The organism is Acinetobacter sp. YH01021, from assembly GCF_013420255.1.
Classification (GTDB): Bacteria; Pseudomonadota; Gammaproteobacteria; order Pseudomonadales; family Moraxellaceae; genus Acinetobacter.
This window is the reverse complement of sequence record NZ_VOYO01000002.1, coordinates 37,184-58,898: the sequence shown is the minus strand read 5'-3', so window position 1 is coordinate 58,898 and position 21,715 is coordinate 37,184. Positions and strand designations below refer to the sequence as shown.

The window sequence follows — 21,715 nt, the reverse complement described above, 5'->3', positions numbered from 1 at the left end:
GATATTTGATACTATGCCGCTCGAAGTGAGCCAGACGATCGCTGCTGTGGAAATCTCCGTGATTGAAGCAGGGGAGGAAAGTCCGGGCTTCATAGGGCAAGGTGCCAGGTAACGCCTGGGCGGTGCAAACCGACGGCAAGTGCAGCAGAGAGAAGACCGCCTTCATTATGTTTTCGAGCAATCGGAATCGGAGGTAAGGGTGAAAGGGTGCGGTAAGAGCGCACCGCATGGCTGGTAACAGTTCATGGCGAGGTAAACCCCACCGGAAGCAAGACCAAATAGGAATCCATTAGGCATGGCCCATGCTGGATTCGGGTAGGTCGCTTGAGCGCATGAGTGATTGTGCGCCTAGAGGAATGATCGTTCACGACAGAACCCGGCTTATCGGCTCACTTCAACAAATTTTGATCAAACAGCACAATATGGGGTTGACGTGATTTACAGAAAATCCCATAATGCGCGCACAGTTTAAGGCTATGTAGCTCAGTTGGTTAGAGCACCGCACTCATAATGCGGGGGTCACAAGTTCAAGTCTCGTCATAGCCACCATATTCTGAAAAAACCCACTCCGATTGAGTGGGTTTTTTTATGGCTCTAGGAATAATTGTGTAATAATTAATCTAATAAATATAATTTTTCTAATAGGTTGGCTATGGGTATTGATATTTTGGGGTTAAAAAGCAAAGACGAAGCGCGTTTGAAGCATATGCTAAAAGAACTAGCTGAGTTAAATGATTCATTAAGTTCTAAGTATTCATTACGTGCAGATTTGCGAGATTTAACAAATAGGTCTTTTACTGTTGGTAAATTACTTCAGGAAGAATTAGATAAAATTAAATCTAATCAGCAGAAATTAGAAGAAGCTTGTAATGAAACTTTAAGAGTTAAGAATAAAATCGAAGCTTGTTTGGGAACTATTAGTGAAATAGAGAGCAAGCTAGAATTAGATGATAATGGCATCTCTATATATGATCGTATAGTCGAACTTACATCCGCAGAAAGCATTGAAGAAATTGAAAATTCTAAGCAAGAAATTCTAGACAAATATAATGAATTATTTTCGGAAGATGAGCAGGGTGAATCTACAGTTGATCAACTTTCGTCGAAAGTAAAGGAAATAAAAGAAAAATATGCTGAACTGTTTGAGGAACAAAATAAGGATGGTGAAAATTTATTTGAAGAAATGGAATCAAGAGTAAATAAATTAGGAGAATTATGGAAAGAGTATTTTGTAGAAGATGAAGAAGGGGTAACAAAAAGTGAATTAATTGATGGAAGGCTTAAAAAATTAGATCAATTTTATATCAGAATTTATGGTGATGAAGCTAAAGATATTCCATCATTAAAGAAAGAACTAGAAGAAAGATTAGATAATTTAAAAGATGTAGAGACTCGAGCAAAAGCTACGATTGATTTATCGAGTGAGGCGGGATTGGCTGGTGGATTTGTCAGTAAGCGAAAAGAAGCAAATACGGCTCGTTTAATAAGTTTGGCTGTGTTCATAGTAACGGTTTTATGTATGTTTGGTTTTAATCTTTGGCTTTTTGATGCTGATGATTTTAAAAATATGGAACTTCATACTTTATTATTTAAGATTACCATTAATGCTCCTTTAATATGGATAGCAACCATAGCAAATATAAACTTAAACAGATTTTCTAGACTTGAGCAAGAGTATTCACACAAGGAGTCTCTAGCAAAGTCATATGAGCGCTACAGGGCTGAAATTGAACAGTTAGAACAACTTGGTGTTCAAGGAGCTGATGATCTTAAAATTAAGTTGCTAGATACAAATTTAGAAGCATTTAAGTTAAATCCGGTTTCACATACCAAGCAGGAAGGTAAATCATTTGCATTATTTAATTTCGGAAGAAAAATAAACGATACTTAATTAGTGGTTCGATTTGAAATAGTTGATTAATTGTTTAATATCATCCGTCTGCAACTGTTCACGCATTTTTAAAAACTGCTTTTCATCTATATTGTAAACTTGGAGGGAAAGCAGTTTTTCTATATCTTCTTGTGGAAAACGATATTTAATAATTTTAGCAGGTACACCACCGACAACTGCATATGGTGGCACATCTTTGGTCACGACTGCGCCTGTCGCCACTACCGCGCCTTCACCAAGGTTCACACCCTGCATAATCAAAGCGCGTGAGCCAACCCAACAGCCATCGCCAATAATAGTATCGCCAGCAGGTACAAAACTGCGTGTATCGAATGGAAACGCTGAAATCCAGTCGGTACGGTGGAGTTGATTGCCACCCATCATAATCACGCACTCAGCACCAAAACAGACAAAATTACCGATATAGAGCTGGTCGATGGGCTTCTCAGACGTTGCAGGCCTGTCATGTAAATAACGCACTACACAACGCTCAAACCCCTGATCCCAATAGGCCGAATAATACGAATAATTCCCTTTGATATGAATGTTGGGATTCTTCACCGTTTTTGAGATGAACTCGAATTCACACCAGTGATTCACAGGAGAATTAATTAACTTTTCAGACATGAGGAGGCTATAACCACAAGGAATGCATCATTATACCGAATTGGACTTTAAGCTGAATCAACAATCTTAATTCAGCCAGTGAATCGAATATTAAAGCACGTGCTGACCTTGCTTAAGTGCTACGAGGAATACGGGCAATCACTTTAATTTCAAAATCAAAACCTGCCAGCCAAGTCACGCCCACCGCAGTCCAGTTTGGGTAAGGTTTTTGATTAAACACTTGTTGTTTAACTTTCATAATACTTTCAAACTGCCGTTCGGGGTCAGTGTGAAAAGTAGTGACATCGACAATATTGTCGAAGCTACAACCAGCCGCTGCCAATGTTGCAGCTAAGTTTTCAAAAGCCCGTTCTACCTGCTTCTCAAAATCTGGTTCAGGCGAACCATCTTCACGGCTACCGACCTGACCAGAAACAAAAAGTAAGTCTTCCGATTTGATCGCAGCAGAATAACCATGCTGTTCATACAGGGCATGGCGGTCTTGGGGAAATATCGCAGTTCTAGTCATGTCTATTCTCATTCAATATCTAATTTATCAGTGAGTGAAAGCAACTTGACTTTCACATACGCTTCGTATGTAAACATAATTGACATACGGTCCGTATGTCAATTAAAATTTTTATGATGATGAGGTAAAGTAATTCATGTCTGTTCGTGAACAAAAGATGGCGGAAACCCGCAAGAAACTGATTGAAGTGGCACGTCGTACGTTTGCAGAATATGGTTATGCAGACACTTCAATGGATAAGCTCACGGCAGAAGCAGGGCTGACCCGTGGAGCGTTGTATCATCATTTTGGCGATAAAAAAGGCTTGTTTGCTGCAGTGGTCGACCAGATCGATTCGGAAATGGCTTCATCTGCGCAGCAACATCTGGAGCAGCCTGATGATCTGTGGGAAGGATTGATGCTGGAAGGGCGGACCTATATTCAAAATGCCTTAAACTCTGAATTCCAGCGCATTGTATTGCGCGATGGGCCTGCGGTATTGGGTGATCCTGCACACTGGCCAAGTCAAAACAGATGTTTGCAGTCCACGCGTGAATGTGTTGAGCAATTATTGGTAGCAGATCGAATTAAAACAGTTGATCCGGAAGCTGCTGCGGTATTTTTAAATGGTGCTGCAATGAATGCAGCCCTCTGGGTGGCTTCTAGCGAACATCCTGAGCAGGTACTCCCTGAGGCTTTACATGCATTTAATTTATTTGCATCGGGGTTTTTAAAAGAAGCCCAGAGCTAATTCGTTTGTAGGAAGCAGATAAAGGTAAAAAACCCCTCAATCGAGGGGCTTTAAATTAAACAGCTTTAAATTTTAAAGATATTCAACTTTCACAATTTCGTATTCAACTTCACCGTTTGGTGTATTGATTTTCACATCGTCGCCTTCGTTTTTACCTAAAAGACCACGTGCAATTGGCGAGTTCACAGAGATCTTGTTAATCTTAAAGTCTGCTTCGTCATCACCTACAATTTTATAGGTTTTCTGTTCTTCAGTATCCAGATTTTCAATCGTGACCGTTACACCAAAAACCACACGACCATTCTGTTCAAGTTCTTTTACGTCGATCACCTGAGCTGCACCCAGTTTGCCTTCGATGTCCTGAATACGACCTTCACAGAAGCCTTGCTGTTCACGTGCTGCATGGTATTCTGCATTTTCTTTTAAGTCGCCGTGTTCACGCGCTTCTGCAATTGAAGCTGTGATACGTGGACGATCCACTGTTTTCAGTTGGTGTAATTCTTTCTCTAAGGCAATTTTGCCTTCAGGTGTCATAGGATAACGTTGCATGTTGTCCCTCAAAAGTCAGTTGAAAGATATAAAATCTATAAATAAAAAAAAGCCCGCCACCAAGAAGGTGGCGGGACTTCTTGGAAGTGAATTAACCTTTAGTTAGGTCTTGCAAACGATATACATCCATCGGCAATTTAATTGCTAAAGCTTGGCATACTGCATCCGCACCATTCAATGTAGTTGTGTTATACACTTTACCTTGAAGTGCTGAACGACGGATCGAGAATGAGTCTTCTTGTGCCTTTTTGCCTTCAGTCGTGTTAATCACAAGGTGGATTTCGCCGTTTTTAATACGGTCCACAATGTTAGGACGACCTTCAGTTACTTTATTGACACGTTCACATTCAAGACCAGCATCGCTAATCACTTTAAATGTACCATCAGTTGCAAGAATCTTGAAGCCTAGGTCAATCAATTGTTTTGCGATACCCGCCGCGCGTGGTTTATCAGAATCACGTACAGAGATAAATGCGTGTTTCACTTCGCCTTCAGTTGGAAGACCTGGTAAACGCTCATTTGCACCTAAAACAGCTTTATAGAACGCTTCACCAAATGTTTTACCAACGCCCATCACTTCGCCAGTCGATTTCATCTCAGGGCCAAGGATCGGGTCAACACCAGGGAATTTGTTGAACGGGAACACTGCTTCTTTGACAGAGAAGTGCTCAGGGATAATCTCAGTCGTAAAGCCTTGCGACTCAAGAGATTGACCAGCCATGCAACGTGCAGCAACTTTCGCTAAAGATTCACCGATACACTTAGAAACGAATGGCACAGTACGAGACGCACGTGGGTTCACTTCCAGGATGTAAACGTCTTCACCTTTAACCGCAAACTGAACGTTCATCAAACCGATTACGCCAAGCTCTTTTGCCATTGCCACGGTTTGACGACGCATTTCGTCCTGAATCTCTTTAGATAGAGAGTAAGGAGGAATCGAACATGCCGAGTCACCTGAGTGAATACCCGCTTGTTCAATGTGCTGCATGATGCCGCCAATCACAACGTCTTTACCATCAGATACGCAGTCCACGTCAACTTCGATCGCGTCATCTAAGAAACGGTCAAGTAGAACAGGCGCTTCGTTTGATGCTTGAACCGCATCACGTAAGTAGCGTTTTAATTCTTCGTCGTTGTATACGATTTCCATCGCACGACCACCAAGAACGTAAGAAGGACGTACCACAAGCGGGTAGCCAACTTTAGATGCTTCAGCCATGCCTTCTTCAGCAGATTTTACGATGCTGTTGTTTGGTTGGCGAAGTTGCAGACGTTGAATCATTTGCTGGAAACGTTCACGGTCTTCTGCACGGTCAATCGCGTCAGGTGATGTACCAATGATTGGCGCACCAGCTTCTTCTAAAGCACGAGCCAATTTCAAAGGTGTTTGACCACCGTACTGAACGATAATGCCTTTAGGCTTCTCGATACGCACGATTTCTAAAACGTCTTCTAAAGTGATCGGTTCGAAGTACAAACGATCTGAAGTGTCGTAATCCGTAGAAACAGTTTCAGGGTTACAGTTTACCATGATCGTTTCATAGCCGTCTTCACGCATAGCCAGGGCAGCGTGTACACAGCAGTAATCGAACTCGATACCTTGACCGATACGGTTAGGGCCACCGCCGATCACCATGATCTTGTCTTTGTTCGATGGATTTGCTTCACATTCTTCATCGTAAGTTGAGTACATGTAAGCTGTATCAGATTCGAATTCTGCAGCACATGTATCGACACGTTTGTAAACTGGAGTTACGCCCAGGTTCCAACGATGTTTACGGAATTGCTTTTGTGAAATACCCATCAAGTCTGCAATGCGAAGATCTGATAAACCTTTACGTTTGAATCCACGGATGTTGTCCGCATTCAAGTCGCCAAAACCTAAAGTTTTGATCTGGTTTTCAGTTTTGATGATGTCTTCGATTTGAATCAAGAACCAGCGGTCAATGTTCGTTGCAGCGAATACTTCGTCTAAAGTAAAGCCGTGACGGAATGCATCGCCCACGTACCAGATACGCTCTGGACCTGGCACTTTAAGTTCTTGCAAGATTTTGTCGCGCGCGCCTTCAGCACCCACTTCAATTTTTTCGTCAAAACCAGAAGCACCCACTTCAAGACCACGAAGGGCTTTTTGTACAGATTCCTGGAAGTTACGACCAATCGCCATTACTTCACCGACAGATTTCATCTGAGTTGTAAGCGTTGCGTCAGCTTGTGGGAATTTCTCGAAGTTGAAACGAGGAATCTTAGTAACTACGTAGTCAATTGCAGGTTCAAACGATGCAGGTGTTGTACCGCCAGTGATGTCGTTTTTCAACTCATCAAGCGTGTAACCAACCGCTAATTTCGCAGCGATTTTTGCAATTGGGAAACCAGTTGCTTTAGAGGCAAGGGCAGATGAACGTGATACACGTGGGTTCATCTCGATCACAACCATACGACCAGTATTTGGACAAATACCGAACTGTACGTTAGAACCACCTGTTTCAACACCAATTTCACGAAGAACTGCTAGAGAAGCGTTACGTAGTAACTGGAATTCTTTATCTGTAAGCGTTTGAGCAGGGGCAACAGTGATTGAGTCACCAGTGTGTACGCCCATTGGATCAAAGTTTTCAATGGTACATACAATGATACAGTTGTCGTTTTTGTCACGAACAACTTCCATCTCGTATTCTTTCCAGCCAATTAAAGATTCATCGATCAATAATTGTTTAGTCGGAGAAAGATCGAAACCACGTTCACAAATCTCGATAAATTCTTCTTTGTTGTATGCGATACCGCCACCAGAACCACCCATCGTGAATGATGGACGGATAATCACTGGGAAGCCGAAACGTGCTTGAATTTCTAAAGCATGTTCCATTGACTCAGCAACGTCAGCTTTTGGACATTCAAGACCAATTTTACGCATTGCCTGATCAAACAGTTTACGGTCTTCGGCTTTTTCAATTGCTTCTTTGGTCGCACCGATCAATTCAACATTGTATTTTTCTAAAATGCCGTGCTCATCGAGGGCAAGGGCACAGTTCAATGCAGTTTGACCACCCATGGTTGGAAGAACAGCGTCTGGGCGTTCTTTCTCAATGATTGCAGCAACAGTCTGCCAAGTGATTGGCTCGATGTAAGTTGCGTCCGCCATTGTCGGGTCAGTCATAATGGTCGCTGGGTTAGAGTTGACCAAAATAACGCGGTAGCCTTCTTCACGAAGGGCTTTACATGCTTGAGCACCTGAGTAGTCAAACTCACATGCTTGACCGATGACAATCGGACCAGCACCAATAATCAAGATGCTTTTAATGTCAGTACGTTTAGCCATGATGCTTCCTTAATTACTTCTTAGATGCTTCGATAAGTTCGATGAAATGATCAAACAATGGTGCGCAGTCATGTGGACCCGGGCTTGCTTCAGGGTGACCCTGGAAGCTGAACGCAGGTTTGTCTGTACGATGGATACCTTGGTTGGTGCCATCAAACAGTGAGCGATGCGTTACACGCAACACATCAGGCAGATTGCTTTCATCGACTGCGAAGCCATGGTTTTGAGAAGTAATCATCACTGTACCGTTATCAAGATTTTGTACAGGATGGTTCGCACCGTGGTGGCCGTGAGGCATTTTTAAGGTTTTAGCACCACTTGCAAGCGCAAGGATCTGGTGACCCAGGCAGATACCAAATACTGGAATTTCAGTGGTTTCTACAATTGTTTTTACAGCTTCAATTGCGTAGTCACATGCAGCCGGATCACCAGGACCGTTCGAAAGGAACACGCCATCTGGATTCAGTGCAAGTACATCAGCAGCAGGAGTTTGCGCCGGCACAACAGTCAGTTTACAACCGCGGTCTGCGAGCATACGTAAGATGTTGGTTTTGACACCGTAATCGTATGCAACAACATGGAATTTAGCTTCTGGTTGAGAGAAACCTTTGCCTAATGTCCAAGAGCCTTCAGTCCATTCAAAACCTTCAGGGTCGCAACATTCTTTTGCCAGGTCTAAACCGTTTAAACCACCAAATGCACGTGCTTTTTCAAGCGCTTCAGCTTCAGTGATATTTTCGCCAGCAAGGATACAGCCATTTTGCGCACCTTTGTCACGTAAGATACGTGTCAATTTACGCGTGTCGATATCCGCAATTGCCACAACATTGTGTTGTACCAAATATTCAGCTAATGATTGGGTTGAACGGAAGTTACTGTGCAGTAAAGGCAGGTCACGAATGATCAATCCGTTCGCCCAAACCTTATGAATACGACCTGATTCAGCGTCTTCTTCATTACAGCCTGTGTTACCGATATGTGGGTAAGTCAGTGTCACAAGTTGCTGTGCATAACTCGGGTCAGTCAAAATTTCTTGATAGCCAGTCATGGCAGTGTTGAAAACGACTTCACCAGTCGTACTACCCGATGCGCCAATCGAAGTACCTTTAAAGATAGTTCCGTCGGCAAGGGCTAAAATTGCTGGGGTGCTCAAACCAAAGCTCCTGAAATTTAGGCTGTAAAAAAGCGAGAAGACGAAAAAAAAGGAAGGCTAATTTTTAAACCTACCCTCCTATGTCTGCTCGCTTGAACTTAACACGGCATTATACGCAGAACGACCCTTAAAGTCCAACGGCTTTGCAGCGAAAGTATGAGATAAATGGCTTGCTTTTTGCATGGAAGTCTGTTTTGTAAGCAATGTGAAAAAATGTAAGCAATTAATAATTGTCAGACAAATCAAATCTTAATTTTTATCAAATCTACTAATATAGCTTAGTCGATATAACAATAGGAACAAGACAAATGGCTACAGCACCTAAATCTACTACATCTAAAAAAATCACTCCGAGCGTGGTCACTGAAACTGCCGAGAAGCTTGAAAAAGTAGCAGTCGAGGCTAAAGATCAGGCAATTGAAACCATCGAGGAAAGTAAGGAAAAGCTTGAAGTTGAAGCCAAACAGTTAAGCGATACTGTGCAGGAACAATTGCGTCAATTTAAGCAGGAGGTGTTACAGCGTATTGATACTTTGAAGGAGCAGATTTTCGGTTCGCAGAAAGAATTAACCGAATTGAAAAGCTTTATCAAGACAGAATTCAACGCTGTCGTTGAAGACCTATCCAATCTGGGTAAAGAGCTGAAAGAAGATGTCAGTCAGATTTCGACCAAGCATAAGGAACATCTGACCGATACTTTTAAACGTTCTAAGGACAGTACCATTGAAGTACTGAAAAAAGTCAAACCCGTGGTGAAAACAGAGAGCTCAGACAAAAGTCCTGAGCTGAAAAGTTAGGCTGCGCTGAAAGGCCGCTATTTAAAAAGCAGAACAATCAAATGTTCTCCTTTGTCTTTATGCAGCAAAACGGACTCACAATAACAATTAAAGAGGGTCACGATGCAACAGCATTTTGTAGGTGTACTTATTTTACTGATATTGATCATGCTACTGAATCTGGAAAGCGGATTGGGACACATACTTTATCTGGGTGTAATCGTATTATGTCTGGGAGTACTGGGACTGGTGTTTGGGACCATTCTTCTGATGATCATTACTTTTGCTTTTATTCTTTATGCTGCTGTGAAATCCATTCAGGAACAGCATCATCTGCATCATTAAAATATGAACGTTGAAAACGATAAAAAATCTAAAATAATTACATAGGGGATCAGTCATTGTTGAGCGATAAACAAAAACGTGAGACTTTAAGTCTCACGTTTTATTCGCCTGTTACACTTTAAATAGCTGATGCACAGCGTCAATCTATTTAAAACACATGCAACCAGTCACGTTTATTATGAAAATCTGCCTGAGGACTACTATGCTGCATGGCATAGTATTGATCACCTTGCGAGGTTTTTAAAACAGCAGATAAACCCAGGAACAAGTTTTCCCATTTCAGTTTATGTGCTGCCATAAAATCAGTCAGATCCACACTGACATTAAGACCATAATGCGTACGTTTGAGCTGATTCAGCTCAATATCATCCGCAGCTTGCGGTGGCATATCTTCAGGATAACGGTATTCTTCGAATTGATAAGCCTGCCAGGCCTGAGAAGGGGAAAGATTAATCTCACGATAAAAATCTTCGCCCTGAACCCCAATAAAAATTTCAAAGCAGGTCTGTTCCCACAGGAAATCCTGACGGGGATGTGCCGTCACCATGTCGGGCCACAAGATGTACTGATTGGGATCACGGATCCAGAAGCCCACATTTAAATTGCATGTGCCTTGCTGTTCAATGGCGGCAACCAGAGAGATGGCCTGAAAACGGCGATCAAATGCGCTAAGTTCGTAACTTGCCATAAGTCCTGTACTTAGTTAGACAAATGAGCGAAACGGACAAGGTTAGACAATTTTTGGTTTTGTTTCGCAGCTTTCTTGTAAAGCAGTGCAATTTTACCAATAGTTTGAACCACTTCAGCACCAGTCGCTTCTGAAATTTCAGCAATCAGTGCTGCACGCGCTTCGCGATCTTCAGCTACGATTTTCACTTTAATCAGTTCGTGATCGTTTAAAGCACGCGCCAATTCTTCGATGACATTTTCAGTCAGGCCTTTGTCACCCAGCATAACGACCGGGTTTAAAGCATGTCCGATTTGACGTAAACGCTTACGTTCCTGAATAGATAAAGACGCCATGAGAGATAACCTGAATTTTAAAACGGCTTAGTATAGCAAAAGCAAAAAACAAACGCTTTAAATTATCAGGAAATAATCATTTCCAATATCTCTTCATAACGAGCAAAACTCCTAGATTTAGATACACATGTATACTGCAAAATATGTCTTTTTCACGTACAATTAATAATTGGACGTTTTTTTATTTAGAGAGTTATGGCTACACGCATTACCAACCAAAAGTTATCTAAAAGTAGTCGTGATTGGATGAGAGAGCATTTAGACGATCCTTATGTGAAAAAGGCACAAAAGGACGGCTATCGTGCGCGTGCAGCATATAAGCTCTTAGAGATGCAAGAAAAGTACAAAATCATCAAACCCGGCATGACCGTGGTCGACTTGGGTGCAGCTCCCGGGAGTTGGTCACAAATTGCAGGTAAGTTGGTCGGCGACAAAGGTTTATTGATTGCATCTGACATTTTACCAATGGATGCATTACCTGATGTGACTTTCTTGCAAGGCGACTTTCGCGAAGAAGAAGTCTTCCAGCAATTGTTAGAAATTTTAGATGGTCGTACTGTAGACGTTGTAATTTCAGATATGGCCCCCAATACATCAGGTAATAAGGCTGTAGATCAACCGCGTCAGATTTACTTGTGTGAACTTGCACTGGATTTTGCCAATAAGGTGCTAGGCCCTAAAGGTCAATTTGTGGTAAAAGTTTTCCAAGGCTCAGGTTTTGACGAATTCCGTAAGCAAGTGGTTGATAGTTTTGATGTTCTGAAAACATCTAAACCTTTGGCATCACGTGCTCGCTCCAAGGAAGTTTTCCTGATCGGGCAGGGACGTAAGAAGGCTTTAAAATAAGTCTACTTGCCAAGTCGTTAAAAATTGTGCATTTTGTACGTTTTCAGATAATTGTAAGTTGATTTACAGCTTAAGTATTAAGGTCACCCTGAACAGGGCATGATCAAATTAGATTGGAATGGGAATAAAGCTTTGAGCGATCTTTTTAAGAATGCCGTATTGTGGCTCGTGATACTGGGTGTGCTGGTGTTAATCTTCAGCAACGTCAGTGACCGCAATCAACCGACTACAATGAACTACTCAGAGTTTGTTGCCGCGGTCAATGCTGGCCAAATTAAACAAGTTGTGATTGACGGCGAAAGAATCCGTGGCGAAAAATCGAACGGTTCAGAGTTTGAAAGTATCCGTCCGGCAGTTCAGGATCCTGAACTGATGCCAAGCCTGATTAAAAATAATGTTGTGGTTGAAGGTGAAGCACCACAACGTCAAGGCTTGCTCATGCAGTTGCTTATTGCAAGTTTCCCTGTACTTTTAATCATTTTGTTATTCATGTTCTTTATGCGCAACATGGGTGGCGGTGCAGGTGGTAAAAACGGTCCAATGAGTTTTGGTAAATCTAAAGCCAAAATGCTGTCTGAAGACCAGATTAAAGTCACTTTCACTGATGTTGCTGGTTGTGACGAAGCCAAGCAAGAAGTCGTTGAAATCGTAGATTTCCTGAAAGATCCAACCAAATTTAAACGTCTGGGTGCGAGTATTCCACGCGGTGTGTTAATGGTCGGTCCTCCAGGTACGGGTAAAACCCTACTTGCCAAAGCCATTGCCGGTGAAGCGAAAGTTCCATTCTTTAGTATTTCAGGTTCTGACTTCGTTGAGATGTTTGTCGGTGTCGGTGCATCCCGTGTTCGTGACATGTTCGAACAGGCGAAACGTCATGCGCCATGTATCATCTTTATTGATGAGATTGATGCAGTCGGTCGTCATCGTGGTTCAGGTACTGGTGGTGGTCACGATGAACGTGAACAGACACTGAACCAGATGCTGGTTGAAATGGACGGCTTTGAGGGCAATGAAGGCATTATCGTGATTGCTGCAACCAACCGTGCAGATGTACTGGATAAAGCACTTCTTCGTCCAGGCCGTTTTGACCGTCAAGTTGTAGTTGGTTTGCCAGACATCAAAGGTCGTGAACAAATCCTGAATGTACATTTGAAAAAATTACCTTCAGTGACAGGTGTGGATGTTAAGGTTCTTGCACGTGGTACACCTGGCTTCTCGGGTGCGCAATTGGCAAACCTAGTGAATGAAGCTGCTCTGTTTGCTGCACGCCGTAACAAGAACACCGTCGATATGCATGACTTCGAAGATGCAAAAGACAAGCTGTATATGGGTCCTGAGCGTAAATCGATGGTACTTCGTGATGAAGAGCGTCGCGCGACAGCTTATCATGAAGCAGGTCATGCAATTGTTGCTGAAAGCTTGCCAGGTACAGATCCTGTGCATAAAGTGACGATCATGCCGCGTGGCTGGGCTTTAGGTGTCACCTGGCAGCTGCCTGAATTTGACCAGACTAGCCATTATAAAGACAAAATGTTGAATGAACTTTCGATTTTGTTTGGTGGCCGTATTGCTGAAGAAGTCTTCATTAACCAGATGTCGACTGGCGCTTCAAATGACTTTGAGCGTGCAACTAAAATGGCACGTGCGATGGTGACCAAATATGGTATGTCTGACAAACTCGGTGTCATGGTCTATGAAGAAGATGCACAGCAATCTTTCATGGGCAGTATTGGTAGCCGCAGTATTTCGGAAACTACACAACTAGAAGTCGATCGTGAAATTCGTCGAATTCTGGATGAGCAATATAAAATCGCACGCGATATCCTGGAAAGCAAAAAAGATATTGCCCATGCGATGGTGAAAGCCTTGATGGAATGGGAAACCATTGATCGTGATCAAATCCGTGACATCATGGAAGGTCGTGAGCCTCAGCCACCAAAGGTCTATGTGGCAGACAATCCTGTGATTGATGTAACCCCAGATGATGGTCCGTTGACTCCTCCGCCATTGCCAGCGAACTAAGCTCAATAAAAAAACCACCTTCGGGTGGTTTTTTTATGCTTGTCATTTTTGTCATATCTTTTTGAGTGTTATATTGAGCGATTAAAAATGAATAAGAAAAATAAAAATGAATATGCCTGTTCTGGAATCCAGTGTTTATCAGCTTCGTCTTGAATCGTTGAGCTGGGAACATTTTTCTGATTTAGCCATCGCATGCGCTGAAGAAAATTTAGGCGAGATTTTATATAATTCAGTGCCTTATCTGCATAACTTAAAAAAATATTTTTCTCAGGCCTTTGAACAGCAAGCTCAAGGTGAACGGATGGCTTTTGCTGTCATCGATTTAAACTCCGGTCAAGCAATTGGAACTACCAGTTATCATGATATTAAGACGGAAATTCCACGTTTTGAAATTGGTTATACCTGGTATGCCAAGCGCTATCACAGAGCTTATGTAAATCGCGTTTGTAAATATCTTTTGTTAAGACATGCTTTTGAAAATTTAAATGCTCAGGTGGTCGGCTTTCGAACTGATCATTTGAATCTTCCCAGCCAAAAAGCGATTGAGGCATTAGGTGCCAAACGAGATGGCATTATCAGGTGTCATATGCTACGTAAAGATGGACAGACTATTCGAGATAGCTATATCTATAGTATTTTAGAAAGTGAATGGGCAGATGTGAAAGCATTATTACAAACTAAACTGATGCAATATTCCCAAAACAATTACTTCGAAATCTAGGTCCTAGCCTTATTCCACTTTGCTTTATTCAGCGATCCATAAGACAATATCGGGGTTATTTTGAGTGAGTATTGAATCATGCAGCTGATGCCTTTGTTACCACATGTATGGACATTTGGTGATTTAAAATTGGACTTATCCCAGCCGCATGTGATGGGGATTCTCAATGTCACCCCAGACTCTTTTAGTGATGGTGGTCGGCATAATCACAAAGAAGATGCAGTCGCACGTGCGCTTGAAATGATCGCTGAAGGCGCGACCGTGATTGATATTGGCGGTGAATCGACCCGTCCAGGTGCCGCAGTGGTAGAAGTGGAAGAAGAAATTCGCCGCGTAGTGCCTGTGGTGGAAGAACTGGCTAAACATAAGGTCATTCTCTCGATTGATACGTCGCAACCTGAAGTCATACGCGCAGCGGTTCGGGCCGGAGCACATATCTGGAATGATGTCCGTGCTTTGACTCGGCCGAATGCATTGCAGACCGCAGCAGAACTCAATATTCCAGTGATCATCATGCATATGCGCGGTGAGCCGACCACCATGAACAATCTGGATCAATATGAGGATGTCACTAAAGATGTGATACGCGAGTTATCCCAACGTGTTCAGGATGCTTTAGATGTTGGAGTAAAAGCGGAAAATATCATGATTGATCCAGGTTTTGGTTTCGCTAAAAATGCCCAGCAAAATTTAAAGCTGTTGCAAGAGTTTTATAAATTGACAGAAATGGGCTATCCGATTTTGTCTGCTTTATCACGTAAACGCTTTATCGGAGCAGTTTTGGATGGGGCAGAACCACAAGAGCGTGCAGTGGGTTCAGCAACAGCGCATTTGTTGAGTATTCAGCAGGGTGCATGTATGGTACGGGCACATGATGTTAAAGTCACAGCCGATGCGATTAAAGTCTGGCAAGCTATGCAAATGGTTTAAAAATCGAGGCTGGGAAATCCCTACATTGGCAATGTTGTTTGGCTTTTAAGCAACAATATGCTATATAGGCACGCTTAGATTAGATAGTCATCCTTTAGAGTGCCTGTAATGTTTGCAGATTTACTTCTCCCCATGTTCGATGATGAGTATTATCCCGATATTCTGGTTGCTGAAATCAAGCAGCACATCGAACGTTTTGCCCAAAAAGTCGCTAAATCAGGTTTGTCAGATCAAGAAATTTACCAGCTTGCCAATCTGACTGTGGCTGATATCAATATCATGAAACCTCAGTTCGAAGATCTGGATTCGTCTCTGGATGATACTGCCGCGGATTATATTGCCGAAGCCATGATGATGGTGGTGCAAGAGCACGGCCTGTTCGAGATTGAAATGGAAGAACTGATTACCAATCGTGAATGGTGATTTAAGAAAACCCTGCAGATGCAGGTTTTTTTATTGTCTGTTCAAATAATCTTTAAAGCTATTAAAGCGAATTGAGCCGAGTAATTGTTGCTCTTCATTCATGCATTGCTGATAAAGGTTTTGGTAATAAGCCTGCAGATTCGATTGACCTTGAATCTGTTGTGGTGTTTTTGATTTGGATTGTTGATAAGCCCAAAAAGCCAGTTGTCGGAGTTTCTGCAACCTGATCTGGTCAATCGCACTACAGGAACTTTTAAATAAAGGTTCCAGGATGACCACCCCAAAGGAAGAAATCGCTAAAATGATCATACTAATGATGACCAGTACATCCGAATGAATCAGATAAAGGTTGAGCAATAAGCTCAGAAAAATTGGAATTTGCAGATAGAGACAGTTTTGCAAACGCTGACTATAGGCTTTGGAACTAAATTGCGCCTGATATTGTGCATGCCAGATATAAGGATAAAGCAGTGCCATCAGCACAATTAAGGTGACATTAAAGGCAATCGTGGCATTCTTGAAAAAATAATATTCCAGAAATACGGAGCTGAGACTACAGGCTACACAGACCAGAAGGGACAGTAAATTAATCGCGATAACAAACTGGATATTTTGCAAGGCATTAAATTTAAAGCGGCTATAACGCAGCTTAAGGAAAAAAGCGTCTGGATGACGTAATTGTAATGTAGCGAGATCAAAGTGTTTTAATTCTGACATGGGGATTTCGCGCTAAAAGAATAAAATTCAGGCACAAAAAAACCAGCCTAATGCTGGATTTTTTATTGCACCATTTTAATAAATATTAAAATGGTGCCCGAGGCCAGACTCGAACTGGCACGCTTTGTGGGCGGGGGATTTTAAATCCCCTGTGTCTACCGATTTCACCACTCGGGCATGTGCGCAATAATAGAGGACGAAATAAAGCTTGGCAAGCAAATTCCGAAATGATTGCTTTCTTTTCAAGCAATTCCGTGGCTTCTATTCTAAAAATCAGCAAATCAACGTTTTTTAAAATTCAATATTTGCAGATCTTTAAGATGGCCAATGAAAAAGGATAGAGAGAACTATGAATTTTCATCCAGATAGCTGTCGACATCTAGATGCTTGATCGTTTTACAATATTGATGCTCATATTTCAGCAGCCGCGTATATAACCCGGCATAGTGATTTAATTGCTGTTTTAGTTCGGCATACCGAGGATCATGGCTTGAATAAAAACGTAATTTTAGTCGGATCAGGCAGGTTTGTTTATAAGCCCAAAAACAGATTTTACGTAATTGTTGTAGCTGATAGTGCTCAGTATTTTTACTATTTTCCTTGAATAAATTTTCTCGATAAAAGCGCACAAAACCAAAGCTCACGCCAAAGAAGAATAAGCTCCACATCAGCAAACTGCTTTGTATAAAGACCAGATTTAAGGCTTGCATCAGAATCACAATAGCCATCTTGATCGGAGTATGACGCAATAACTGATACAGCGAATAAGAAGAATGCTGAATCTGGTACAAAATCAAGGCGAGACTCAACATCAGGAACAGTAGAATGGCCAACATGGCATAACTCTGCGCCTGAAATTCGCTGATTTGCACAAAAGATTGCTGTACGAAATCTCCTAACATCAAACTGATGGGAACAAAAATCATGGCGGCCAAGGCCCAAGGAATTAAAAGCTTGGCTTTACCCCAGATTCCACGGATTTTAATCTGACTGTAAAACAGGTAATTTCCTTTAAATGCAGTCGGATATTGGCGCTTAAGTTGCTGTAGCAACAAAGTCACTTGCGTAGTGGGCATCATCCAGAGATTAATTTAATATATAGATGAAGCACTATAGTCGATTTTGCGCAAAATCGCAGAAGAAATGCAGTTTCAGAACGTAGCACTGTTTTAATCATGAAGATTTTAGTTTTTTAGCGACGAATTATGCGAAAATAGCCGATTCAAGATTTATTTTTTTAAGGACAGTTTATGACTGATCAATCTCCTCAGGCGTTAAGCGACATCGAAATTTTAGACATCCTGCAAAGTATGAAAAAGGATGAGCTAAATACTGAGGCGCAAGCAGCAATTCGTCAGGGTGGTAAAGCTGGTCGTCAGGAAGCGCATAAAGCAGCCTTAGTAGCATTGAATCAGTCATTTGAAGACAAGTTTGTCGAAGCCGTATCTTTGGCTTTGGGTCTAAATGCAGCACAAATCAAAAAAATCCGTTATAAAAAAGACCGGATCCGTATTTTAAAAGCGCGCGGTATTGATTATATGGCAATTGATGGTGCTGAAACTGCACAGGTACTGTCACAAATTGCCCAAGCAATTGTGCGTGAAGATGCAATTGTCACCCATGACCTGCATAATATTTTCCCATTCTGGAAAGAAGGCTGGCCTATGGTGCAATTCGATAATGCCTACAAAATTTTAGAAGATGATATCCAGATTCACTATCAAGCCGTTCTTGAGGCTTTATTAGCAAAAATCTAAGCTATAACTAGATCTAAAAAAAAGCACCCAAAGGTGCTTTTTTAATCACGATATATCAGTGCAATCAGCCAGCTGATGGGCAGAATAAATAAACGCCACCACGTGATTAATGGCCAATAAAAATACTCTCCAAATCTCAAGGTCGAGTCGAAACCTTGACGGCGACGTTCATGCGGGTAGGGAATAATGAAAACTGTTAAAACCATCAGAATGATGGCTGCGAGTAAAAGCAGGGGATTCTGTTGTTTGGCAAAGAAGAAGTAAAACAAATACAGGGCTGAATAAAAAAACAGACATGCCAATAATGCAGAAATATTCATCACTCACCTTATGATTTTTTTATTAGAATAATTTTTACTATTTCTTAGAAGGAAGAACCAGACTAATCTGATTCTTCTTGAATAACTGAATTGGTTTCGATCAAGCGGGTCACCAGTAACTGGTCAATTTTAAAATGATCGACGTCAACCACTTCAAACTTATAAGCACCAAATATCACTGCATCTGCAGGACGTGGAATCTTGCGTAATTTATACATCATGAAGCCAGCGATGGTTTCATAGTTCTCATCATCAGGCATTTCATCAATTTCAAGCGCATGCTTGATGTCTTCAATCGGCGTGCTGCCTTCAATCAGCCAGGAATTATTGTCACGTTTAATAATTTGCTGATCGGCTTCAATAGGCGTCACCCAGTCACCCATCACGGTAATCATAATATCAGAAAGGGTAATCACGCCAACGACCAGCGCATATTCATTAATGACGACGGCAAACTTTTCCTTGGTGGAACGGAAACGGTCCAGAACTTCCGATAAGGTCAAAGTGTCAGGAATAGTCAGGACATTACGGATGGTATTTTCATTGAGTTGCAGCAGCGACTGGTTGTTCAGAATACGCACCAGAATGTCTTTGGCGTCGACATAGCCAATCACACTGTCAATGTCATTGCTACATACCAGAAACTTGGAATAGGGGTATTCCGCCAGCTTTTGCCGAATACTTTCTTCCGGTTCATTTAAGGTGAAGAACACCACATTTTCACGTGTGGTCATACTCGAAGGCACGTTACGTTCTTCCAGCTCGAATACGTTTTCAATGAAATGGTGTTCCTGTTTCTGGAGCACGCCTGCCTGTGCACCGGCATCCATCACTGCAGAAATATCATCAAAAGTAATATTGTCATCACGAATAGTATTTACTTTAAACAGACGGAACAGCATGTTGGCAATCGCATTGATAAACCAAGCCAAAGGTTTGCAGACTTTAATGAAAATCTGAATTGGCTCGATGACTGAGACTGCGATCTTTTCTGGCGCAATCATGGCCAGACGTTTCGGCATCAGGTCTGCAAATAAAATAAATAATGAAGTGACGACCGTAAAGGAAAGCGCAAAGCTGATATTGTCAGCCCAAGGTCCTTGGTAAAAGCGGGAAACAAAATTATAAATATAAGGACGGAAGGCACCTTCACCTAAAATACCACCAAGAATGGCAACTGCATTTAAACCAATTTGGGAGGCTGCAAAGAAGTCTGCAGAATTTTCTTGTAGATCTAAAACTTTTTGAGCGCGATGATCACCCGACTCAGCCAGAATTTTGAGTTTGACTTTACGGGCACCAGCGAGGGCGATTTCAGTTAAAGATAAAAAACCGGCCCCCGTGATGAGTATTAAGATAATCACAATATTTTGTAAGAGGCTCACAAATCCACCTGTGGATGAATAGTATCTTGGGATATTTTTAACACAAAAAAAGACTTGAGGTGTAACAATGACATCTCAAGTCTTCGAAGTATAATCTTAAAAAATAAGAATTTAGAAGATTTTGAGTTTAATAATGTGAAAATTGAGAATTATTGCTCAGGAATTCACGGTTTTCTTCTTCAATCATCTGGCGGGCGACATATAAAATCAGCTGACGTAACCAGCGATGCGCCGGATGATGATGCAATAAAGGACACCATGCCATTTTCAATTCAAATTCAGGAATATAAAACGGCGGATCTTTGAGAATTAAATTGTGATTCTTGGCTTGCAAACGTGCAATGCGTGAAGGCAGTGTTGCGACCAGATCGACATTGGCAGCCAATAATCCCGGCATTTGATAGTGACGGGTAAAGACTGAGATTTTACGTTTCTGGCCAATACGTTCTAAAGCCTGATCGATCCAGCCTAAACCGGCCTGTTTTTCAGGATTTACCCCGAAGCCAACACCCATACCGGTTTTGGAAACCCAGATATGCTGTGCATCCAGGTAACTTTTAAGGTTTAAGTTGCTTGCGGCAGGATGCTTGTTATTTAAAAGGCAAGAAAAGCTGTCACGCCAGACCAAAACCTGATGAAAACTTTGCGGGATTTCATTAAAACGGTTGATTGCCAGATCGACCTTGCCTTGTTCCATGTCACGATATGACACGTCACTTGGCGTCAGGAAGTCTAATACCACGTTCGGTGCTTCTGAACGTAGGGCTTTAACCAGACGTGGAACCAGCGTGGCTTCTGCATAATCCGAGGTCATGATCCGGAAGACACGATTTGAGGTATATGGACGGAACTCGGTACGTGGTTCCAGGATCATCGACAGATCAGCGAGCGCATCTCGAATGCGGGGCTGCAATTCTAAGGCACGTTCAGTGGGTGTCATGCCTTCAGAAGAACGAATCAGGAGGGGATCATTAAATAAATTGCGTAATCGGCGTAAGATGTTACTCATGGCAGGCTGGGTAACGCCCAGTTGTTCTGCTGCACGTGTGACATTTTTTTCGCGAAGAAGTACATCAAGATAAATTAATAGATTGAGATCGACCCGCTCCAGATTCATAAAAGAAATACCGAGAATAAATACAAGAAATTATGATGATTATGCCATAATTGCCGGGCCTTGTGTAAAGCGTCGATGAAAAAAAAGCCATGTGCTCACTGATAAAGTTTACAAAAATTAACACAGGCTTAAGCTCCATTATTCAAAGTGTACATAAGAGAAAAGATGCACGTTAAATAGAATATCATTTAGCCTTTTTATAGAGGGAAATGAAAACCATCTTTTCGCTTTAAAAGAACATGAGAAAGGCTGTTCTTACGTTCAGTATTTGAGTGAAAAGTACACTAAATCGAGAATTCATCAAGTTGAATAAATCATCAAAGATCAGTATTTTTTAAAGATAAAAGGGCATAAACCCCATATCCAGACTTAAGTCTAATGAATTATTTTTAAGCAACATGTGAAAATTTTATCCATTTTTATTTTTAAATAAATATATATAAAACATAATCTTAATATAATTTATCAAGATTGTACTAAGACTTTGATCTACTCATTTTTTAAATAAATACTGAAGATTCTTGCAGACTATTGGATTAATTTTCATAAGCCC

Annotated in this window: 22 protein-coding genes, 2 tRNA genes and 1 other RNA gene; 12 read left to right on the top strand and 13 right to left on the bottom strand. The window is 41.7% G+C overall.

What is annotated here, in order from left to right; genetic code table 11:
• Positions 1-22 precede the first annotated feature (22 nt).
• From rnpB to FTT86_RS02025, 3 genes are all read left to right on the top strand, one after another.
• An RNA gene (rnpB, locus tag FTT86_RS02035) (RNase P RNA component class A) lies at positions 23-400 on the top strand.
• A 72-nt stretch (positions 401-472) separates the two neighbouring features.
• Positions 473-549 (top strand) — tRNA-Met (locus tag FTT86_RS02030).
• A gap of 103 nt (positions 550-652) precedes the next feature.
• On the top strand, positions 653-1,891 hold the full coding sequence (locus FTT86_RS02025; protein WP_121979621.1) for a hypothetical protein: 1,239 nt from the start codon (positions 653-655) through the stop codon (positions 1,889-1,891).
• Here FTT86_RS02025 and FTT86_RS02020 read toward each other — a convergent pair whose 3' ends face one another.
• Together FTT86_RS02020 and FTT86_RS02015 are read right to left on the bottom strand one after the other, a co-directional pair.
• Positions 1,892-2,518 (bottom strand): CatB-related O-acetyltransferase, encoded by a 627-nt coding sequence (locus FTT86_RS02020; RefSeq protein WP_180180444.1) that lies wholly within the window; start codon positions 2,516-2,518, stop codon positions 1,892-1,894.
• A 112-nt stretch (positions 2,519-2,630) separates the two neighbouring features.
• Positions 2,631-3,026 carry a RidA family protein gene (locus FTT86_RS02015; protein WP_180180443.1) on the bottom strand — a complete coding sequence of 132 codons (396 nt, stop codon included), beginning with the start codon at positions 3,024-3,026 and terminating at the stop codon, positions 2,631-2,633.
• A gap of 136 nt (positions 3,027-3,162) precedes the next feature.
• Here FTT86_RS02015 and FTT86_RS02010 point away from each other — a divergent pair, with 136 nt between their 5' ends.
• Positions 3,163-3,756 (top strand): TetR/AcrR family transcriptional regulator, encoded by a 594-nt coding sequence (locus tag FTT86_RS02010; protein ID WP_114540811.1) that lies wholly within the window; start codon positions 3,163-3,165, stop codon positions 3,754-3,756.
• A 72-nt stretch (positions 3,757-3,828) separates the two neighbouring features.
• Here FTT86_RS02010 and greA read toward each other — a convergent pair whose 3' ends face one another.
• The 3 genes from greA to carA all read right to left on the bottom strand — a co-directional run bounded on the left by greA (position 3,829) and on the right by carA (position 8,780).
• Entirely contained in the window at positions 3,829-4,305 is a 477-nt protein-coding gene (gene greA, locus FTT86_RS02005; RefSeq protein ID WP_004645764.1) for a transcription elongation factor GreA, read from the bottom strand.
• 91 nt (positions 4,306-4,396) lie between these two features.
• Positions 4,397-7,627 (bottom strand): carbamoyl-phosphate synthase large subunit, encoded by a 3,231-nt coding sequence (gene carB / locus FTT86_RS02000; protein ID WP_180180442.1) that lies wholly within the window; start codon positions 7,625-7,627, stop codon positions 4,397-4,399.
• 13 nt (positions 7,628-7,640) lie between these two features.
• A complete protein-coding gene (carA, locus tag FTT86_RS01995; RefSeq protein ID WP_004280574.1) occupies positions 7,641-8,780 on the bottom strand; it encodes a glutamine-hydrolyzing carbamoyl-phosphate synthase small subunit in 1,140 nt (379 codons plus the stop codon).
• A 308-nt stretch (positions 8,781-9,088) separates the two neighbouring features.
• Here carA and FTT86_RS01990 point away from each other — a divergent pair, with 308 nt between their 5' ends.
• Complete coding sequence (locus FTT86_RS01990; protein WP_005106335.1) at positions 9,089-9,577, top strand: hypothetical protein; 489 nt, start codon at positions 9,089-9,091, stop codon at positions 9,575-9,577.
• A gap of 102 nt (positions 9,578-9,679) precedes the next feature.
• Positions 9,680-9,901 (top strand): hypothetical protein, encoded by a 222-nt coding sequence (locus tag FTT86_RS01985; protein WP_180180441.1) that lies wholly within the window; start codon positions 9,680-9,682, stop codon positions 9,899-9,901.
• Between the two features lie 148 nt (positions 9,902-10,049).
• On the opposite strand, the gene FTT86_RS01980 is transcribed toward FTT86_RS01985, so the two are convergent.
• Together FTT86_RS01980 and yhbY are read right to left on the bottom strand one after the other, a co-directional pair.
• Entirely contained in the window at positions 10,050-10,589 is a 540-nt protein-coding gene (locus FTT86_RS01980; RefSeq protein WP_180180440.1) for a DOMON-like domain-containing protein, read from the bottom strand.
• 11 nt (positions 10,590-10,600) lie between these two features.
• The gene (gene yhbY / locus FTT86_RS01975; protein WP_004280569.1) at positions 10,601-10,924 is read right to left on the bottom strand and encodes a ribosome assembly RNA-binding protein YhbY; all 324 of its coding nucleotides are present in this window, start codon (positions 10,922-10,924) and stop codon (positions 10,601-10,603) included.
• A 195-nt stretch (positions 10,925-11,119) separates the two neighbouring features.
• On the opposite strand from yhbY, the gene rlmE reads away from it, so the two are divergent.
• The 5 genes from rlmE (at position 11,120) to FTT86_RS01950 (ending at position 15,866) form a co-directional block, all read left to right on the top strand.
• Complete coding sequence (rlmE, locus tag FTT86_RS01970; protein ID WP_004645756.1) at positions 11,120-11,770, top strand: 23S rRNA (uridine(2552)-2'-O)-methyltransferase RlmE; 651 nt, start codon at positions 11,120-11,122, stop codon at positions 11,768-11,770.
• 132 nt (positions 11,771-11,902) lie between these two features.
• Positions 11,903-13,792 carry an ATP-dependent zinc metalloprotease FtsH gene (ftsH, locus tag FTT86_RS01965; protein ID WP_004280565.1) on the top strand — a complete coding sequence of 630 codons (1,890 nt, stop codon included), beginning with the start codon at positions 11,903-11,905 and terminating at the stop codon, positions 13,790-13,792.
• A gap of 106 nt (positions 13,793-13,898) precedes the next feature.
• Positions 13,899-14,513, top strand: coding sequence for a GNAT family N-acetyltransferase (locus FTT86_RS01960; protein WP_180180439.1), 615 nt, complete (start codon positions 13,899-13,901; stop codon positions 14,511-14,513).
• Positions 14,514-14,591: 78 nt separating this feature from the next.
• A complete protein-coding gene (gene folP, locus FTT86_RS01955) occupies positions 14,592-15,443 on the top strand; it encodes a dihydropteroate synthase (RefSeq protein WP_005247701.1) in 852 nt (283 codons plus the stop codon).
• A 108-nt stretch (positions 15,444-15,551) separates the two neighbouring features.
• Positions 15,552-15,866, top strand: coding sequence for a DUF5713 family protein (locus tag FTT86_RS01950; RefSeq protein WP_004280560.1), 315 nt, complete (start codon positions 15,552-15,554; stop codon positions 15,864-15,866).
• Positions 15,867-15,896: 30 nt separating this feature from the next.
• Here the strand turns inward: FTT86_RS01950 and FTT86_RS01945 are convergent, their stop codons facing one another.
• From FTT86_RS01945 to FTT86_RS01935, 3 genes are all read right to left on the bottom strand, one after another.
• Positions 15,897-16,583, bottom strand: a complete 687-nt coding sequence (locus tag FTT86_RS01945; protein WP_004280558.1) for a hypothetical protein — start codon at positions 16,581-16,583, stop codon at positions 15,897-15,899.
• Between the two features lie 91 nt (positions 16,584-16,674).
• A tRNA-Leu gene (locus FTT86_RS01940) sits at positions 16,675-16,760 on the bottom strand.
• Positions 16,761-16,930: 170 nt separating this feature from the next.
• Positions 16,931-17,659 (bottom strand): hypothetical protein, encoded by a 729-nt coding sequence (locus FTT86_RS01935; protein WP_180180544.1) that lies wholly within the window; start codon positions 17,657-17,659, stop codon positions 16,931-16,933.
• A 174-nt stretch (positions 17,660-17,833) separates the two neighbouring features.
• On the opposite strand from FTT86_RS01935, the gene FTT86_RS01930 reads away from it, so the two are divergent.
• Positions 17,834-18,340 (top strand): hypothetical protein, encoded by a 507-nt coding sequence (locus tag FTT86_RS01930; RefSeq protein ID WP_004280554.1) that lies wholly within the window; start codon positions 17,834-17,836, stop codon positions 18,338-18,340.
• Positions 18,341-18,381: 41 nt separating this feature from the next.
• Here FTT86_RS01930 and FTT86_RS01925 read toward each other — a convergent pair whose 3' ends face one another.
• The 3 genes from FTT86_RS01925 to FTT86_RS01915 form a co-directional block, all read right to left on the bottom strand.
• A complete protein-coding gene (locus FTT86_RS01925) occupies positions 18,382-18,660 on the bottom strand; it encodes a hypothetical protein (RefSeq protein WP_004645748.1) in 279 nt (92 codons plus the stop codon).
• A gap of 62 nt (positions 18,661-18,722) precedes the next feature.
• The gene (locus tag FTT86_RS01920; RefSeq protein ID WP_004280552.1) at positions 18,723-20,045 is read right to left on the bottom strand and encodes a hemolysin family protein; all 1,323 of its coding nucleotides are present in this window, start codon (positions 20,043-20,045) and stop codon (positions 18,723-18,725) included.
• A 127-nt stretch (positions 20,046-20,172) separates the two neighbouring features.
• Entirely contained in the window at positions 20,173-21,162 is a 990-nt protein-coding gene (locus FTT86_RS01915; protein ID WP_004280551.1) for a LysR family transcriptional regulator, read from the bottom strand.
• Positions 21,163-21,715 lie beyond the last annotated feature (553 nt).

Bases quoted from the DNA above. Each gene is read 5' to 3' on its own strand.
- FTT86_RS02025 (WP_121979621.1), top strand. From the start codon at position 653: ATGGGTATTGATATTTTGGGGTTAAAAAGCAAAGACGAAGCGCGTTTG.
- FTT86_RS02020 (WP_180180444.1), bottom strand. From the start codon at position 2,518: ATGTCTGAAAAGTTAATTAATTCTCCTGTGAATCACTGGTGTGAATTC.
- FTT86_RS02015 (WP_180180443.1), bottom strand. From the start codon at position 3,026: ATGACTAGAACTGCGATATTTCCCCAAGACCGCCATGCCCTGTATGAA.
- FTT86_RS02010 (WP_114540811.1), top strand. From the start codon at position 3,163: ATGTCTGTTCGTGAACAAAAGATGGCGGAAACCCGCAAGAAACTGATT.
- greA (WP_004645764.1), bottom strand. From the start codon at position 4,305: ATGCAACGTTATCCTATGACACCTGAAGGCAAAATTGCCTTAGAGAAA.
- carB (WP_180180442.1), bottom strand. From the start codon at position 7,627: ATGGCTAAACGTACTGACATTAAAAGCATCTTGATTATTGGTGCTGGT.
- FTT86_RS01990 (WP_005106335.1), top strand. From the start codon at position 9,089: ATGGCTACAGCACCTAAATCTACTACATCTAAAAAAATCACTCCGAGC.
- FTT86_RS01985 (WP_180180441.1), top strand. From the start codon at position 9,680: ATGCAACAGCATTTTGTAGGTGTACTTATTTTACTGATATTGATCATG.
- FTT86_RS01980 (WP_180180440.1), bottom strand. From the start codon at position 10,589: ATGGCAAGTTACGAACTTAGCGCATTTGATCGCCGTTTTCAGGCCATC.
- yhbY (WP_004280569.1), bottom strand. From the start codon at position 10,924: ATGGCGTCTTTATCTATTCAGGAACGTAAGCGTTTACGTCAAATCGGA.
- rlmE (WP_004645756.1), top strand. From the start codon at position 11,120: ATGGCTACACGCATTACCAACCAAAAGTTATCTAAAAGTAGTCGTGAT.
- FTT86_RS01960 (WP_180180439.1), top strand. From the start codon at position 13,899: ATGAATATGCCTGTTCTGGAATCCAGTGTTTATCAGCTTCGTCTTGAA.
- folP (WP_005247701.1), top strand. From the start codon at position 14,592: ATGCAGCTGATGCCTTTGTTACCACATGTATGGACATTTGGTGATTTA.
- FTT86_RS01950 (WP_004280560.1), top strand. From the start codon at position 15,552: ATGTTTGCAGATTTACTTCTCCCCATGTTCGATGATGAGTATTATCCC.
- FTT86_RS01945 (WP_004280558.1), bottom strand. From the start codon at position 16,583: ATGTCAGAATTAAAACACTTTGATCTCGCTACATTACAATTACGTCAT.
- FTT86_RS01935 (WP_180180544.1), bottom strand. From the start codon at position 17,659: ATGCCCACTACGCAAGTGACTTTGTTGCTACAGCAACTTAAGCGCCAA.
- FTT86_RS01930 (WP_004280554.1), top strand. From the start codon at position 17,834: ATGACTGATCAATCTCCTCAGGCGTTAAGCGACATCGAAATTTTAGAC.
- FTT86_RS01925 (WP_004645748.1), bottom strand. From the start codon at position 18,660: ATGAATATTTCTGCATTATTGGCATGTCTGTTTTTTTATTCAGCCCTG.
- FTT86_RS01915 (WP_004280551.1), bottom strand. From the start codon at position 21,162: ATGAATCTGGAGCGGGTCGATCTCAATCTATTAATTTATCTTGATGTA.